The sequence below is a fragment of the Aeromonas sp. CA23 genome, from assembly GCF_002587065.1.
GTDB lineage: Bacteria > Pseudomonadota > Gammaproteobacteria > Enterobacterales > Aeromonadaceae > Aeromonas > Aeromonas bestiarum.
This window is the reverse complement of the sequence record NZ_CP023818.1, coordinates 1,596,266-1,610,811: the sequence shown is the minus strand read 5'-3', so window position 1 is coordinate 1,610,811 and position 14,546 is coordinate 1,596,266. Positions and strand designations below refer to the sequence as shown.

At 62.7% G+C, this 14,546-nt stretch carries 14 protein-coding genes and 4 tRNA genes; 5 read left to right on the top strand and 13 right to left on the bottom strand.

Annotated features, from left to right (window positions below; translation table 11 throughout):
• Positions 1-74 precede the first annotated feature (74 nt).
• Positions 75-1,247 carry a CD0519/CD1768 family membrane protein gene (locus CK910_RS07525; RefSeq protein WP_098981935.1) on the bottom strand — a complete coding sequence of 391 codons (1,173 nt, stop codon included), beginning with the start codon at positions 1,245-1,247 and terminating at the stop codon, positions 75-77.
• 345 nt (positions 1,248-1,592) lie between these two features.
• Complete coding sequence (locus tag CK910_RS07520; protein ID WP_098981933.1) at positions 1,593-2,108, bottom strand: ClbS/DfsB family four-helix bundle protein; 516 nt, start codon at positions 2,106-2,108, stop codon at positions 1,593-1,595.
• A gap of 130 nt (positions 2,109-2,238) precedes the next feature.
• Between CK910_RS07520 and CK910_RS07515 the strand changes: the two genes are divergently transcribed.
• Positions 2,239-2,571, top strand: a complete 333-nt coding sequence (locus tag CK910_RS07515) for a hypothetical protein (protein ID WP_098981930.1) — start codon at positions 2,239-2,241, stop codon at positions 2,569-2,571.
• A gap of 136 nt (positions 2,572-2,707) precedes the next feature.
• Here CK910_RS07515 and CK910_RS07510 read toward each other — a convergent pair whose 3' ends face one another.
• The 6 genes from CK910_RS07510 to plsY form a co-directional block, all read right to left on the bottom strand.
• A complete protein-coding gene (locus CK910_RS07510) occupies positions 2,708-4,051 on the bottom strand; it encodes a potassium channel family protein (RefSeq protein WP_098981928.1) in 1,344 nt (447 codons plus the stop codon).
• 294 nt (positions 4,052-4,345) lie between these two features.
• A tRNA-Asn gene (locus CK910_RS07505) sits at positions 4,346-4,421 on the bottom strand.
• An 8-nt stretch (positions 4,422-4,429) separates the two neighbouring features.
• Positions 4,430-4,505 (bottom strand) — tRNA-Phe (locus CK910_RS07500).
• A 10-nt stretch (positions 4,506-4,515) separates the two neighbouring features.
• Positions 4,516-4,591 (bottom strand) — tRNA-Thr (locus CK910_RS07495).
• Positions 4,592-4,643: 52 nt separating this feature from the next.
• Positions 4,644-4,719: transfer RNA gene (locus CK910_RS07490), tRNA-Phe, on the bottom strand.
• A gap of 47 nt (positions 4,720-4,766) precedes the next feature.
• Complete coding sequence (gene plsY, locus CK910_RS07485) at positions 4,767-5,429, bottom strand: glycerol-3-phosphate 1-O-acyltransferase PlsY (protein ID WP_157774602.1); 663 nt, start codon at positions 5,427-5,429, stop codon at positions 4,767-4,769.
• Positions 5,430-5,598: 169 nt separating this feature from the next.
• Between plsY and folB the strand changes: the two genes are divergently transcribed.
• The 3 genes from folB to CK910_RS07470 all read left to right on the top strand — a co-directional run bounded on the left by folB (position 5,599) and on the right by CK910_RS07470 (position 7,092).
• Positions 5,599-5,970 (top strand): dihydroneopterin aldolase, encoded by a 372-nt coding sequence (gene folB / locus CK910_RS07480; protein WP_043137290.1) that lies wholly within the window; start codon positions 5,599-5,601, stop codon positions 5,968-5,970.
• Entirely contained in the window at positions 5,970-6,479 is a 510-nt protein-coding gene (gene folK / locus CK910_RS07475; protein WP_098981923.1) for a 2-amino-4-hydroxy-6-hydroxymethyldihydropteridine diphosphokinase, read from the top strand. The genes folB and folK overlap by 1 nt, the downstream gene beginning before the upstream one ends.
• A 124-nt stretch (positions 6,480-6,603) precedes the next feature.
• Positions 6,604-7,092, top strand: coding sequence for a YbaK/EbsC family protein (locus CK910_RS07470; RefSeq protein ID WP_043137292.1), 489 nt, complete (start codon positions 6,604-6,606; stop codon positions 7,090-7,092).
• Positions 7,093-7,113: 21 nt separating this feature from the next.
• On the opposite strand, the gene mdtD is transcribed toward CK910_RS07470, so the two are convergent.
• The 4 genes from mdtD to CK910_RS07450 form a co-directional block, all read right to left on the bottom strand.
• Complete coding sequence (gene mdtD, locus CK910_RS07465; RefSeq protein ID WP_098981920.1) at positions 7,114-8,502, bottom strand: multidrug transporter subunit MdtD; 1,389 nt, start codon at positions 8,500-8,502, stop codon at positions 7,114-7,116.
• Positions 8,503-8,563: 61 nt separating this feature from the next.
• A complete protein-coding gene (locus CK910_RS07460) occupies positions 8,564-9,691 on the bottom strand; it encodes a CobW family GTP-binding protein (protein WP_172955264.1) in 1,128 nt (375 codons plus the stop codon).
• Between the two features lie 71 nt (positions 9,692-9,762).
• Positions 9,763-11,157: a D-arabinono-1,4-lactone oxidase gene (locus tag CK910_RS07455; RefSeq protein ID WP_098981918.1), complete on the bottom strand. Its 1,395-nt coding sequence runs from the start codon at positions 11,155-11,157 to the stop codon at positions 9,763-9,765.
• A gap of 117 nt (positions 11,158-11,274) precedes the next feature.
• Entirely contained in the window at positions 11,275-11,892 is a 618-nt protein-coding gene (locus CK910_RS07450; RefSeq protein ID WP_098981915.1) for a LysE family transporter, read from the bottom strand.
• A 77-nt stretch (positions 11,893-11,969) separates the two neighbouring features.
• Here CK910_RS07450 and CK910_RS07445 point away from each other — a divergent pair, with 77 nt between their 5' ends.
• Positions 11,970-12,878 (top strand): LysR family transcriptional regulator, encoded by a 909-nt coding sequence (locus CK910_RS07445; protein WP_098981912.1) that lies wholly within the window; start codon positions 11,970-11,972, stop codon positions 12,876-12,878.
• A 4-nt stretch (positions 12,879-12,882) separates the two neighbouring features.
• On the opposite strand, the gene CK910_RS07440 is transcribed toward CK910_RS07445, so the two are convergent.
• Positions 12,883-14,457 (bottom strand): EAL domain-containing protein, encoded by a 1,575-nt coding sequence (locus CK910_RS07440; RefSeq protein WP_098981910.1) that lies wholly within the window; start codon positions 14,455-14,457, stop codon positions 12,883-12,885.
• Positions 14,458-14,546: the final 89 nt, after the last annotated feature.

The window sequence follows — 14,546 nt, the reverse complement described above, 5'->3', positions numbered from 1 at the left end:
CTATGCTGTCCGCGTGATCGCAACGAGCAATGCAAAGAGGCTCCGAAGAGCCTCTTTTGTTATCAGAACCCGACTCAGCCCAGCAGCAGGTAGAGCTGATGGGCCGCCACCCCGGCGCACAGGCCACCTATGGTGTGAGCCACTATGGCGCGGGAGGTGAGATGGCGATAGCCGAGCGCATCCAGCATGGCGGTATGGGTGCTGAGAAAACCGCTCCAGCACATGCCCATGGCGGTGAATACCGCGACCTCGTTGCCGGTGATCCAGCCCTTGCCGATGAAGGGCGGCACCAGCGACATGGCCGCCCCGACCGCCCCCAGCGAGGTCACCGGGAAAGCCACCAGCTCGGCATGGGTGAAGCCGAACAGCAGCTCGAACAACCAGCCCACCTTGGCCGCCAGCACGGGCAGCAGCGCCACCCCCTGAAAGGCCTCGCCACTGTAACCCTGCTCGCCCGGGCCGAAGGTCAGCAGCATCACGAAGGTACTGATGATGAGCACCCCCGGGATCACCGCCATCCCCAGCTCCACCCCGGACTTGCCGCCATCGAGCAGGGCATTGAGCACACGCAGCCAGGTGGGAGCCGCTTCCTGACTCAGACCCGGCTTGGCGCCCATGCTCACGACCTCGTCATCAATCAGGGTTTCCCCCACCAGCGGGCGGATCATGCGCTGCATCAGCCGAGTCGAGACCACTGAGCCGATGAGGGCGCCGAGCAGGCCGATCAGTGCCGCACTGGCGGTCGATTCGCCGCTCGGCAGTTGCAGGGTGGCCATGAAGGTCACCACTATCAGCCCCATGCCGAAGGCAGTGCCGAAGTTGGTGAGCGAGACCAGCTGCCAGGGGGTGAAGCCCTTGCGAAAACGGCTGTCCTTGGCGAGGCTGATCACCGCCGGATTGTCGGAGAAGAAGGTCATCAGGGCCGCCAGGGCGGTGCGCCCGGGCAGGCGGAAGATGGGCTTCATCAAGGGTGCCAGCAGCACCTCCAGCAGGCGGATCACCCCGAACTCGCTGAGCAGCTGGCTCAGCGCCCCTGACAACACAGTAATCCCCATGATGAAGAGCACTGTATTGAGCAGCAGCTGATGGGCGGTGTTGAACAGGGTATTGACCAGGGCGGAGAGCCCCATCTGGCTGCCGAGGTAGCCGAACAGGCTGCCCAGAATGGCCAGCACCAGTACCGGCTCCAGCCAGCTGCGAAGGGAGGTGATACCCTGGTGAGAATCTTTAACTACTTGATTTTCCATACCAATCCTGAAGTCTGTCGCTGTGTGGTGAGTATTGTTGTTATGGCACCCATAAAGCAGGAGCCCTTGTCTCGCGACAAGGGCTCCTTGAATGGCTCCTCCTGCTGGGCTCGAACCCGTGGCATACGGATTGACGGGCCGCCGTTCTGTCGGCTGAAGCTGGGAGGAAAAAATGGGTTGCCGGACGATCCTGCCCAGTCTGCCTGTCTCGCGCCAGCGCACCGGCCCACGGCCTGCCCGGCGAGAGGACGGGGCGGCAGTATAACAACTGGGGCTTGTCAGTGAAACAATGCGGGTCGGCCTGACCCATAGGCCAGACGCGCCATCGGCGCTCAAAGGCGGGAGCTACGGCTTCACCCCCGCGCCCTTCAACCACTTGCGCAGCCGGCCGTTGGCATTGTGGTAGGGAGAGGCCGTGTTGAACTGGATCATCCGCCCCAGAGTCCACTGCTCATACCAGGGGTGACCATACAGCTCATCGTCGCTGCGCTCCGCGATCAGCTCGACGATGCGGCTCCTGGCCGCCATCAGCCGGGCCAACAGTACCGGATAAGCCAGCCCCTCATGATCCCGATAGAACGTTTGGGCCAGCCTGCCCAGCTCGTTCCACTTAAAGCCAGTCTCGGGAAAATCCACCGGCAGGCCCGCCGCGTCCCGCTCGATCCACTTGATCACCAGCTCATTCCAGCCGATGAGATAGGCCACCAGATTGGCCACGCTCATGCGGGTGCCCTTGCTGTGCCCCTCCATACCCAACTCCTGTACCCGGCTCTCGGGTACCGCCTGCAAGGCCTTGAACAACTTGCCAAAATGCGTGTCGATGGCGAGCAGCAGCTCGGCCTTGTTGCTGGGGATCCCCATCACTGTCCTCCTTCATGCCTGCCACCCTGCCACCCGCTCGGGATTGCCGCCAGCGGCGCCGAGCGCTAAGCTCGCGACATCTGCGGCCGGTGCCCAAACGCCGCCGCCCCCATCACAAGCAAGCACGGCGATGAATCAGCTCATTACCTATATCAAGGCCATCCATCGGCAACCTGGGCCGGCGACCATCACACGCCAGCAGAGTGAACACTATAGCGAGCATGACGAGAGTGGCACCCTGATCCAGCACCAGCAAACCCGCTATTGGTTCGCCAATGGGGTCGTCATCTGTCATCAGAGAGAGCAGGACCAGGTCTCCTCGCCGCAGCTGTGCGCCGAATGCTGGATAAGCTATCGGGTCGACACCAGCCCCATCCCCATCACACCGCCACGCAAGCTGTTCCACAACCCCTGTCAGGAGGCGTTCTGGCTGAAGATGCAGGGCATCACGCCGGCAAGATGACAAGAGACTGACCTGGGGGGTGGGGCCGATACGGGGCGATTGCGGCGGCTTGCTCGGCAAGATCCAGCCCTCTGAGGTGCTGCTGAGGGAGCACCGCCTGTCGGAGCTTGGCAGCACCGACAGGTCGGCAGCGTCATCAATACTGCTTGGTTTTAGACGCAAAACCCGCGAGGAACAGACCGGTCAGAAACATGCCGCTGAAGGCTTCGATGGCCGATAGCAGCTGCAGTGGGGAAGAGGTCTGGGAAATATCCCCATAACCGAGCGTCACGAAGGTCACGATGCTGAAGTAGAGCGAACGCCCCAGATGGTGATAGGTGACCGAGGCGGGCGCCAGAAAATAGGTCAGGGTCGCCAGCAGTATGACCCCCATCGACATCAGCAGGCTTCTTATGGGCCGCTCGCCAAAGCCCCAGGTGATGAAGCTGACAAACTTGGAGGCGCACTTCAAATAGCAGAGCAGGGAGAGCCACCCCTTTCTCAGCGGGCCGCTGCGCAGCCAGCGCTCCTTGAACAGCTCCCTCGGGCTGGCCAGGGACTTCATCTCATGCAGCTTCTCCAGGTAATAGCACTCACCGGCATCGACGGTATCCCCCACGCTGGAGAAGAGGCGCTTGGCGTTGCGGTAGAACTTGCTGGCCTCGCTGTGATCGATCCGGCCGTTCTCGTTATAGGCCACCTGCACCTTGTCCAGATTGGTGTGCTCCATGGTGGCGTCGAAGTTCTTGGCGCGCACGTTGAAGTTTTTCAGCACGGCCCGGGAGGAGTGAAAACGGATCTCCTCGCACTCTATGGTGAAGTCCTGAAACACCCCGTCCTCCAGCGCCAGCTCCCGCTTCTTGGCCCAGGCCCTGTGATCCCACAACAGGGAATCGAACAGATCGAGCCCGATCACGCCGCCATTGACCCGCACCCCCTTGGCCGAGCAGTGCCACAGATAGACCTTGGAGTTGTTGACGGCGCCATCCAGCGAGAGCTCGTCGAGGCAGGTGAAATCGAGCAACCGACCGGAGATGATGGGGCTCTTCAGCTCGACGCCGCCGATGTTGAGCAGGCGATGCTTGCCCAGCACCTGTGCCTCCCCCTTGTTGTTCTCGGAGACCGAGAGCAGGCTCTGCACCCGCTTCACCTCGTCTTTGCCATGCCTGCCGGCCAGCCACATGCAGTAGGGTTCAAAACGCGTCTCCGAGCGGATGAGGCCGCTCTTGCGCAGGGACTCCAGCGCGTTCGAGGCGGTTTCATACAGCCTTGTCTTGTCGTCGCTCATGTAGACGCAGAGGCTGAGCACGGATCGCGAGCTGATGAAACGGGCGATGCCGATCTGGAAGATGACGCTTTTCTCTATTTTCTGCTCCGTCATCCAGTCGCCGAAATAGGGCAGCGAGGCCACCAGCAGCTCCCAAATCAGGGGATAGTCATTCTCCCGGCGCCATTCGTTGAACTGCTCGGGAGAAAGCTGCCAAAGCTCGGTTGCATTCATACATTACCTCGATCACAAAGATGTCCCGCCCGCCCTCGCCAGATAGAGAGTCATGGTGCACAAAGCCCTGGCGGATACGGCGGGTCAGACGCAGGAAAAGCGGCGCGGCAAAACACCCGTCACGTCACCATACTAGGCGAGAAACAGAAGGCAAGTCACTGACAGGGAAGGAATAAGGGGGATGGATGCGACAGCTTGCCCCTCAGGCGCACACTTATTGCGCAACGCTTGGGTGGCAATGGCCGTGGCAAACAGGCAAAGAAAAAGCCCAGCATTGCTGCTGGGCTTTTGTGTTGGCTCCTCCTGCTGGACTTGAACCAGCGACATACGGATTAACAGTCCGCCGTTCTACCGACTGAACTAAGGAGGAATTGTACTTGGTGCCCAGAGACGGAATCGAACCGCCGACACGGGGATTTTCAATCCCCTGCTCTACCGACTGAGCTATCTGGGCAATATATAAATGGTGCCGGCTACCGGAATCGAACTGGTGACCTACTGATTACAAGTCAGTTGCTCTACCTACTGAGCTAAGCCGGCACACTTTAAACCTTTGTGCATGAACACATTTTTATTTCATGGCACCAAATTTTGGTGCCCAGAGACGGAATCGAACCGCCGACACGGGGATTTTCAATCCCCTGCTCTACCGACTGAGCTATCTGGGCGTGGGCGCTATTAAACGGATTTTAAGGCAGGTGGTCAACGGGAAATTTCACTTTTTGTCTCGTTCGTCTCTTTTTTGCGCAACATCATCCATTTCCCCTACTTCTTCCTGGCCGGGCTGCGCCGGGCGGCCCCAGACTCTGGGCTCCTCCCCTTTCAGCAGGCGGGCAATGTTCTCATGATGGCGGATCAGAATGAGGCAGGAGAGCAACGAGACCGGCAGCGTGTATTCGGGTTTGAGCAGGTAGGTAAAAAGCGGCGTCAACAGCACGGTAATGATGGAGGCCAGCGACGAGTAGCCGCTCACCAGCAGCACGACCAGCCAGGTGCCGATGACGGCCCCGCCCATGGTGAAACCGATGGGCATCATGGTGCCGAGCGCCGTCGCCACCCCCTTGCCGCCCCGGAAGTGGAAGAAGATGGGGTACATGTGGCCGAGGCAGGCTGCCACCCCGATGAAGCCGAGGTAGACGGGTTTGATTTGCAGATACCAGGCGAGATAGACGGGGGCCGTGCCCTTGAGCACGTCGAGCAGCAACACCACAACGGCAGCCACACGGCCACCGAGGCGCAACACATTGGTCGCACCCGGATTGTGGGAGCCATGATCGCGAGGATCCGGCAGACCCGTGATGCGGGAAACCAGCACGGCACTGGACAGCGAGCCGCCCAGGTAGGCCAGAATAATCATCAAAATCGTCAGGGCCGTCATCTTGGTCGTTTTTACCACGATATGAATGGGGTATGATGCGGGCCACATTCTCTGGCTTGGCGTTGCCCAAAAGCGTGTCGTCCAAACCGACCGCGCGGCAAACTGGTTGCCAGGCCTGCATCCCTGCGCTGTTATCACAGCCCATCAAGAGTAAAGAAGAAGTACTGTCATGGACAAGGTGTTTATTCGCGGACTCGAGGTTTTGACCACTATTGGTGTCTATGAGTGGGAGAAAGGCATTCGCCAGAAGCTCTGTTTCGACCTCGAAATGGGCTTTGACAACCGTCCCGCCGCAGCAACCGACGATATCAATCTGGCACTGGATTACGCCACCCTCTCGCGCAAGATTTGTGATCACGCCTCCAGCAAGGTGGTGGAGCTGGTCGAAACCATGGCCGAGCAGGTCGCCATGCTGGTGCTGGCCGACGAGCGGGTGCAATGGGTCAAGGTCACCCTGACCAAACCGGGCGCCGTGCCCAATGCCGCCGGCGTCGGGGTCGAGATCCTGCGCCACCGGACTCCGGCCACGAGCGCCAACTGATGACCCGTATCTATATCAGCCTGGGCTCGAACATAGAGCGGGAGCTCCATATCCGCGCCGGCCTCGATGCCCTGCAGGCGGAGTTTGGCGAGCTGGCTGTCTCCCGGGTATTCGAGAGCGAGGCGGTGGGCTTCAACGGCCGCCCCTTCTACAACCTGGTGGTCGGTGCCGACACAGACCTGCCGCTGGCAACCCTGTGCCAACGGCTGCGTGCCATGGAGTTCGCCCACGGCCGCGAGCCGGACGCCAAGAAGTTCGCTCCGCGCACTCTGGATCTGGATCTGCTGCTCTATGGCGATCTGGTCTGCGAGACGCCGGTCGCTCTGCCCCGCGGCGAGATCCTCACCAACGCCTTCGTGCTCTGGCCACTGGCCGAACTGGCACCTAGCCTGCGCCACCCGCTCGATGGTCGCACGCTGGGCCAGCTGTGGCAGGGTTACGACAAGGCCTCCCAGCGACTCAGCCCCATCCCCTTTCACTGGGAAGCGTGCGAGCTGCAACATCACTGAATCAACAAGGGCACCCGAGGGTGCCCTTGTTGCATCTTGCAAGGCGGCTTATCCGCCATCAGAAAGTGTGATTGGGCCAGGCCCGCCATGACTGGCAGGATAAGGCTCGCCACAGGAGACCCCCATGCCGCTCGATACCATTCACGACTTCAACTGCCGGCTGCTGGCCGGGCTGCCCCATCAGCGCTACCAGCATGAACCCATTCTGGATTACGCCACCGACGAACAGGTGAAAGCCCGCCTCGGCTGGCAGGCCGAATTCAGCAAGACACTCTTCCTCAAGTTCAAGGATGGCCGCTTCGCCCTGCTGCTGACCCACAGGGACGGGCGGTTGGACAACAAGGCGGTCAAGGCCGCACTCGGTGCCAAGCCCTCCATCTGCACCGCCGAGGAGATGCAGGCCGAGATCGGCTGCCTGCCGGGCGCCGTCTGCCCCTTCCTGCCCCGCGCCGATATCCCGTTGCTGGTAGACCCTCAACTGATGGGTCATCACGCCTTCACCTGGACGCCGGGCCACCCGGAGCAGACCTTTCTGCTGGAAACAGCCCACCTTGCCCGGGTGCTGGAGCAACTGCCCTGTCAGGTCAGCTACCTGCCTGCGCCATCAGCCTGACTGCCGACGGCACAACCCCGCTCACCCCTTGTCCCGCGCCAACTGGGCAAAGATCAGCGCCGCCAGCATGGACATGAGACCGATGCAGAGATAGGTGAGGTGGAAACCTCCCAGCCACTGCCCATCCGCCGCCGATGAACCGGCCGAGAAGAGCCCCAGCAGGCTGGCGGCGATGGCGACCCCCAGGCTCATGGAGAGTTGCATCACCACCGACAGCAATCCGTTGCCGCTGCTGGCATGCTCGGCGCTCAAGTCTTGCAGCGTGAGCGTGTTCATGGCGGAGAACTGCAGCGAGTTGATGGCGCCAAACACCATCAGCCAGCCCAGCAGCACCCCGTAGGGCAGCTGGTTGTCGATGAAGTAGAAGCTGGCGATCATGGCCCCCAGCGCCAGGGTATTGCCGATCAGAATGCGCCGATAACCCACCTTCGGAATGAGCTTGTTCACCAGCGTCTTGGTCAGCATGGCGCCGAGCACTGTGGGGATCATGGTCATACCCGCCTTGCTCGGCGAGAAGCCGAGCCCCAACTGGAGGAAGAGCGGGGTGAGGAAGGGCATGGCACCGCTGCCGAGGCGGGCAAACAGGTTGCCCCAGACGCCGATGGCGAAGGTACTGGTCTTGAACAGCGCCAGACTGAACAGCGGCTCCTCGGCATTGGCGGCATAGAGCCAATAACTCGCCATGGCGGCCAGCCCGAACAGCAGGGCAAACAGTGCCCAGCCGGTGGAGATGCTGTGCTCGCCCAGCCCCTGCAAGCCCACCGACACCAGCACCATGCCGGCGCTGAACATCACGAAACCCTGCCAGTCGAACTTGGCCGTGCCCTGCCGCAGGTCGGGCATGAAGTGCCAGCTGGCGATAAAGCCGAGTATGCCCACCGGCAGATTGATGAGAAACACCCAGTGCCAGCTCGCCACCTCCACCAGCCAGCCGCCCAATGCCGGGCCGATCAAGGGCCCCACCAGGCCGGGGATGGTGACGAACGACATCACCCGCAACAGCTCGTGCTTGCTGTAGACCCTCAGCACGGCGAGGCGCCCCACCGGCATCAGCAGGGCGCCGCCTATGCCTTGCAGCACCCGGGCCGCCACCAGCATGGAGAGGGAGTTGGAGGCTGCGCAGGCCAGCGATCCCAGGGTGAACAGCAGTATGGCGGCCAGATAGATGCGGCGGGTGCCGAATCGGTCCGCCAGCCAGCCGGAGGCGGGAATGAGCAGTGCCACCGTCAGCATGTAGGCGATGATCACCGACTGCATCTGCAGCGGACTCTCCCCCAGGGTCTCGGCCATGCTGGGCAGGGCGGTGTTGAGTATGGTGCCATCCAGGGTCTGCATGAAGAAGCCGACCGCCGTCAGCGGCGGCAGCCACCTGCGCTGGGCAGGCGTAACCATGTGTGTGCTATCGGGCATGAGCAGCCACCTCCTCTTCAGATAAAAAAAGACCCGCACAAGCGCGGGTCATCTCATTACATCAAGCATCAGGCTGGCCGAGCATGGCTCTGAGCTGCTCTTCCAGACTGGGCTCGGGGGCCTTGAGCGTATCCAGGAACAGCCGCTCTATCCCCGCCTTGTCCTGACTTTTCACGATAAACACCAGCCGGGACTGGGCCTTGCCCTCCGGCCAATCCCCCAATGCCTGCAACGGATAGAGCTGGCCGTGTACGCCGTGGATCACCACGGGCTGGCTCTCCCCCTCCAGTTGCAAGATCCCCTTGAGCCGCAGCAGGGCATCGCCGTATTGGACCTGCACCGCATCGATGGCGGCCAGCAGGCGAGACGGCTTGAGCGGCTCGCCGATGCGCAGGGAGAAACTTTCGATATTGCCGTGCTCGAAATGAGTCGGCGTGGCCGTGCCCACCTTGGCGGCGAACGGCTTCATCTTCGGCTGCATCGGCGAGGCCAGCCCCTGCTTGGGGGATTCGGTGCGCAGCCAGGCCAACAGCTGGCGCACGTCGCGCCCGGCCGCCTCGTTGTAGGCGCCGAGCTTATCCAGCACCGCAGGCGACAGCTCGCCGTTGCAGACCCGCTCGATGGGGGCCGCCGGATTGAGGGCCGCCAGCTGGGCCTCGACCCGCTCCAGCTGCTCGCCATCCACCAGATCCCCCTTGCTCACCACCAGCAGATCCGCCAGCGCCACCTGTTTCACCGCTTCATACTGAGCCGCCAGCTGCTGCTCGATATGGCCGGCATCCACTACTGTGACTGTGCCGTCGAAGCGGTAACGCTGGGCGATAAAGCCCTCTTCGCGCAGGGTAAACAGCACGGGGGCCGGATCGGCCAGACCTGTGGTTTCGATAATCAACCGCTTGAACGGTTTGATCTTGCGCTGAATGGCCTTCATAAACAGCCCCTGCAGCGCCTCCACCAGGGAGCCCTGCACCGAGCAGCAGATGCAGCCGGAATCGAGCAGCACCACCTGCTCGTCTACCTGCTGCACCAGATGGTGATCCAGCCCCACAGAGCCGAACTCGTTGATCAGCACGGCGCACTCGCCAAGCTCCGGCTGCTTGACCCAGTGGTTGAGCAAGGTGGTCTTGCCGCTGCCGAGGAAGCCGGTCAGCAGGGTCACGGGAATTCGGGTGTCTTGCATGTCTGTCATATGGATGACTCCCCTCTGGTCGGCAGGGTGATGGGTACGCGGGTATCTTGCATATGGGTCATGTTCAATCCTTACCGGTTGGCGAACAGATCGCTGAGCCAGCGGTTCTCGAAGCGGCCATGGGGATCGAGCTCGCCCTTGAGGGCCAGGAAGTCATTCCAGCGCGGCAGCAGGGCCGGGAAGTCGTAGAGATCCATCGCCAGGTGCTTGCCGAAATGGGGAATGCCGCCGAGCGGCACCAGCAGTTGCTGCAGCTCGCGCATCTGCTCCATGGAGCCGTTGACGAAGGTGCCGTCCACCGCCAGATAGACCAGGAAACCGACCCAGCAGACCGACTGATCATAGGCGGCGCTGAGCCAGGCCTCGGAGGGGCCGGTGCAGCGCAGGATGAAGGGGTAGTGCAGCACGCCGGGGTTGGCCTGCTGCCAGGCCTGCAGGATCGCCAGCGCCTCGTTCATGCGATGCAGCGGCACCGCCACCTCGCAGTTTATCTGGGGTGCAGGTATCCCCTTGCAGAGGATCTGGTAGACGTTGCCCACCAGATCGGAGGCATCCTTGAAACGGCGCACCGTCTCGAAGTGCTCCCCGGCCAGCGCCTCGTCCTTGGTGTCCTTCGCCATCTTCTGCAGGGTGGCATCTATGGTGGCGTTCATGCGGGCATCTATATCCCCCTCCAGCAGCAGCGGCTCGCTGCCGGCGGCGCGGTAGCGGGCCACCTCCTCCTCGGAGGCGGGATCCACCAGCCAGATGTGGCTCTCGCCGGTCCAGGCGAACCACCAGCTCTTCACGAAGCCGTGCTCGCGGTTGAGCCGCTCGTTGTGTGCCAGCAGGAAGGGGTAGTCGGTGGTGAACTTGGTGCAGCGCATGATGCGGTTGGGCACAGTGCGCAGGGTGACGTCGAGCAGGATACCGAGCATGCCCATGCCCATCACGAAGGCGCCGAAGCGCGGATCGGCGCGATCCACCCGGATGATGTCGCCATTGGCCAGCATGACGGTCATGGCTTCCACCGCATCGCACAGGGCGGACTGGTGCAGCCCCTGTCCGTGGGTGCCTGTGCTGAGCGCACCGCCCAGGGTCTGGATGCCGATGACGCCGGGGGATGCCGGCAGCATCCGCTCCATGGCGACGAGATCGGCGTAGACGGTATCGAGCGGCGTGCCCGCCTGATAGGTGACGGTATCGGCGGTTTTCGCCAGCTGACCGCGCAGGTGGTACAGGTCCACCAGCAGCGCCTGACTGCCCTCGGCATAGACGCTGTGGATGGGTTCGAAGGAGAGGCCTGAGCCGATCAGCCGCAGCTTGCGCTCGGGGTGTTCACGCAGCAGCGCCTGCAGCTCGTCGCTATGGGTCGGGCGCCACACCTGATCCAGGGCGCCGAGGGGGTTGGTCCTGGACCAGTTGAACAGCACCTCCCGATTGTTGATCGCCTTGATGCTGTGAAATGCCTGGAACTTGACCGTCATACCGCGCCTCATCTGACTTCAAAATGAGCGGCAATTCTACCGAAAAGCGGACCACAAGGCATGAAAAACAAGCCCCTACAGTCGGGGGTGGATAAGGGGGATGACTCCCCCACTCCCTCAGCGCGATTGCTGGGTCAGTGCCAGCAGCATGCCGAATCCCACCAGCAGACCGCCAAACACCCGGTCGATCCAGTGGCGCACCGCCAGGAGGCGGGCCCGTACCGACGCGGTGGAGAAGAAGATCGCCACAGCGCTGAACCAGAGGGCGTGGGCCAGCACTATGAAGGCGCCATAGCCGAGCTGGACCGCCAGCGGCGTCTGCGGCTGTACCACCTGCATGAAGAGGCTGACGATGAAGATGGTGGTCTTGGGGTTGAGCACATTGGTCAGAAACCCGGTGCGCAGCGCCCCCAGGCTGGAGAGGGTTGGCTGGCTGACCGCCTCCTCATGGGTCACAGGCCTGGCGCGCAGCATCTTGATACCGAGGAAGATGAGGTAGGCGGCCCCCGCCAGCTTGATGAGGTTGAACAGCCAGAGCGACTGCTGGATCAACAGGCCGACCCCCAGCAGGGTGTAGGTCACATGGACGCAGACCCCGGCCGCTATGCCGAGCGCCGTCAGCACGCCGGTGCGACGGGAGAGCAGCAGGCTGTTGCGCGACACCATGGCAAAATCGGGCCCCGGGCTGATGACGGCAAAGAAGGTAATGGCCACTACGGCTAACAGTTCAGTCATGAAAAAGAGTCCTGATGCAGAGAGATATCGGCTATTTTATTTGGCATCCGCACCAATAACGAACGATAACTTCTGACATGAATGGTGATAATAATTCACAGAAAGACCTCTCCCTCCCCTCCCTGACGGCCCTGCGCTGTTTCGAGGTGGCTGCCCGCACCGAAAACTTCAGCCGCGCCGCCGATGAGCTGCACCTCACCCATGGCGCCATCAGCCGGGCGGTGCGCCTGCTGGAGGAGGATCTGGGGATCCCGCTGTTCGAACGCCGCCAGCGCCGGGTCTTTCTGACCGAGGCGGGCAGCAAGCTCCATGAGGCCGTCAGGGAAGGGCTGGGCAGGATCCGGCTGACGGCGCAGGCGCTGCGTCAGCAGAGCAAGCCCCAGTCGCTGGTCATCTCCTGCGAGCCCACCCTGCTGATGCGCTGGCTGATCCCGCGCTGGCCCGCCTTCCAGGCCCTGCATCCCGAGCTGGACGTCCATTTGATGGCGGGCGGCGGCGCCCTCAGCTTTGGCAACGGCATAGATCTCGCCATTCGGCGCAACGACTTTCACTGGCCTGATGACCTTTACAGCCAGCTGCTGTTCGAGGAGCTGACCGGGCCCGTCTGTCAGCCGGGCAAGGTGACGCAGTTTTTCGAGCCAGGAGGAGAGCTGCCGGCTCTGCGCGCCTCGGCCCCCCGCCTGCACACCAGGACCCGTCCCGCCGCCTGGCAAAGCTGGCAGGCGCAGGCCGGACAGAGTGCGAGCGACGAGGCGCCGACCCAGACCTTCGAGCACTTCTACTTCAGCCTGCAGGCCGCCGTGGCGGGCCTTGGCGTCGCCATAGGCCCCTACCGGCTGGTGTGCGACGATGTCGCCGCCGGCCTGCTGGCCGCCCCGCTCGGTTTCGTTCCGGATGGCACAGGTTACTACCTGCTCGCCCCCGCGCCGCCGATTCCCGGTAGTGCCCACGCCAGGCTGGCGGAGTGGCTGCAATCCCTCACCTGATGGCTCAGGCCGAGACCGCCAACGTCGCGGGCTCGGCCTGCGGCTGGCCCAACGCAGCCTGAAAGTCGCGCAGCGGCAGCGGACGGCCAAACAGATAGCCCTGCAGGTAGTCGACGCCTTTGCTTTTCAGGTAGTCGGCCTGCTGGCGCGTCTCCACCCCCTCGGCAACCAGCGCGAGGCCGAGCCGGGTCCCCAGATCGATCACGTTGTCGACTATGTGCTCGGACAGGGATTCGGTGCCGATCTTGCCGATAAACGACTGATCTATCTTGAGATAGTCCACATGGAACTGCTGCAGGTAGTGCAGACTGGAGTGGCCGGTGCCAAAATCGTCCATGGCCAACCTGACCCCCATTTCGTCGAGCTGGCGAAACAGCGCCAGGGTCTGGGGATCCGCCACCAGCAGCTCCCGTTCGGTCAGCTCCAGCACCAGTACCACCTGGCCCGGCGCGAAGTGATCGAGGAAGCGCCGGCACTCGGCAAGCAGCGCCATATCGCGGCAGTGGGCGGCACTGATGTTGAAGCTGATGTGAAACCCGTCGGGCACCAGATCGCGCTCCATGCTCAGCTCGCGGGCCACCTCTTCCATCAGCAGGGTGGTCATCGGCACGATCAGACCGCTCGCTTCCGCCTGAGGAATAAAGAGATCGGGGCGGATCAGCCCGGCCGTCGGGTGCTGCCAGCGCATCAACACCTCGGCCCCCATCACCCGCTCGCTCCCCGCCGCCACCAGTGGTTGCAAATAGGGCACAAACTCCCGATTGCGCAGGGCGCGGGCCAGCTCCACCACGGGAGAGCGGGGCCGTCCCAGCAACCACCAGATGAGCAGGGCAAAGCCGAAGCAGAGCCCAAACAGCACCATAATGGCCCACTGCCGGGCCTGCCACAGGGAGGACCAGAGCGAGGGGATCTCGTGTCCGGCATATATCGAGAGCGGGTAGCGGTCGGAACGGACCTCATGACTGGCCAGAGTTGGCAACGGCTGCCCCCCTTCGCTCAGTACGCCCCGTTCATCCAGCCACTGCTTGCCCACGTGCAGCAGCAGGGTACAGGGCCGCCCGCTCAGCACCAGCATGAAGCGCAGATAATCGCCGTCTATGGTGCTGAAGGCGGCCCCCCTGCCCTCGCTATCACGCAGCGCCAGCAGGGGGTGATCGGCCCGCACCTGATTGCCCGCCAGCAGCCGCAGCCGTCCGTCGCTGTAACTTTCGGCCCGATCCGGCCACTGGATGGCGCCAAACAGCGAGTTGCAGTAGATCCCCTGCTCCCCCACCAGGTTGACGGTACGCACGAAGGGCACCAGCGCCACCTGCTGACGCAGGGTGAACAGGGCCTGTTCGCACGGCTGTTCGACGAAGGGCAACAAGGTACGGTTGGCGCTCTCGGCGTGGGCCAGCATGGTCTCCATCAGGGTGACCGCCTGCCGGGCCGAACGCTCTGACTGACGATCCAGCATCTGCAGGTGGCCGTTGTAGAGCACCCACAGCCCGAGTGCGAGGGGCAGCGTGAACAGCAGCAGGGTACACCCCAGACGCAGCCAGGGACGGGAGAAATCCAGGTTGGGCAGTGACATCGACATAGCGGGACCAGACAGCAAACATGGCCGCCCACCTTAACAGCCGATGCTGAATCGGGCCCTAATGAGAGCAAAAAACGAGCAACAGCTGA

What these genes read in the sequence shown, in the direction of transcription:
- CK910_RS07470 (WP_043137292.1), top strand. Translation starts at nt 6,604, where the DNA reads ATGCCGCTCGATACCATTCACGACTTCAACTGCCGGCTGCTGGCCGGG.
- folK (WP_098981923.1), top strand. Translation starts at nt 5,970, where the DNA reads ATGACCCGTATCTATATCAGCCTGGGCTCGAACATAGAGCGGGAGCTC.
- folB (WP_043137290.1), top strand. Translation starts at nt 5,599, where the DNA reads ATGGACAAGGTGTTTATTCGCGGACTCGAGGTTTTGACCACTATTGGT.
- CK910_RS07525 (WP_098981935.1), bottom strand. Translation starts at nt 1,247, where the DNA reads ATGGAAAATCAAGTAGTTAAAGATTCTCACCAGGGTATCACCTCCCTT.
- plsY (WP_157774602.1), bottom strand. Translation starts at nt 5,429, where the DNA reads ATGACGGCCCTGACGATTTTGATGATTATTCTGGCCTACCTGGGCGGC.
- CK910_RS07450 (WP_098981915.1), bottom strand. Translation starts at nt 11,892, where the DNA reads ATGACTGAACTGTTAGCCGTAGTGGCCATTACCTTCTTTGCCGTCATC.
- CK910_RS07445 (WP_098981912.1), top strand. Translation starts at nt 11,970, where the DNA reads ATGAATGGTGATAATAATTCACAGAAAGACCTCTCCCTCCCCTCCCTG.
- CK910_RS07520 (WP_098981933.1), bottom strand. Translation starts at nt 2,108, where the DNA reads ATGGGGATCCCCAGCAACAAGGCCGAGCTGCTGCTCGCCATCGACACG.
- CK910_RS07460 (WP_172955264.1), bottom strand. Translation starts at nt 9,691, where the DNA reads ATGACAGACATGCAAGACACCCGAATTCCCGTGACCCTGCTGACCGGC.
- mdtD (WP_098981920.1), bottom strand. Translation starts at nt 8,502, where the DNA reads ATGCCCGATAGCACACACATGGTTACGCCTGCCCAGCGCAGGTGGCTG.
- CK910_RS07510 (WP_098981928.1), bottom strand. Translation starts at nt 4,051, where the DNA reads ATGAATGCAACCGAGCTTTGGCAGCTTTCTCCCGAGCAGTTCAACGAA.
- CK910_RS07515 (WP_098981930.1), top strand. Translation starts at nt 2,239, where the DNA reads ATGAATCAGCTCATTACCTATATCAAGGCCATCCATCGGCAACCTGGG.
- CK910_RS07455 (WP_098981918.1), bottom strand. Translation starts at nt 11,157, where the DNA reads ATGACGGTCAAGTTCCAGGCATTTCACAGCATCAAGGCGATCAACAAT.
- CK910_RS07440 (WP_098981910.1), bottom strand. Translation starts at nt 14,457, where the DNA reads ATGTCGATGTCACTGCCCAACCTGGATTTCTCCCGTCCCTGGCTGCGT.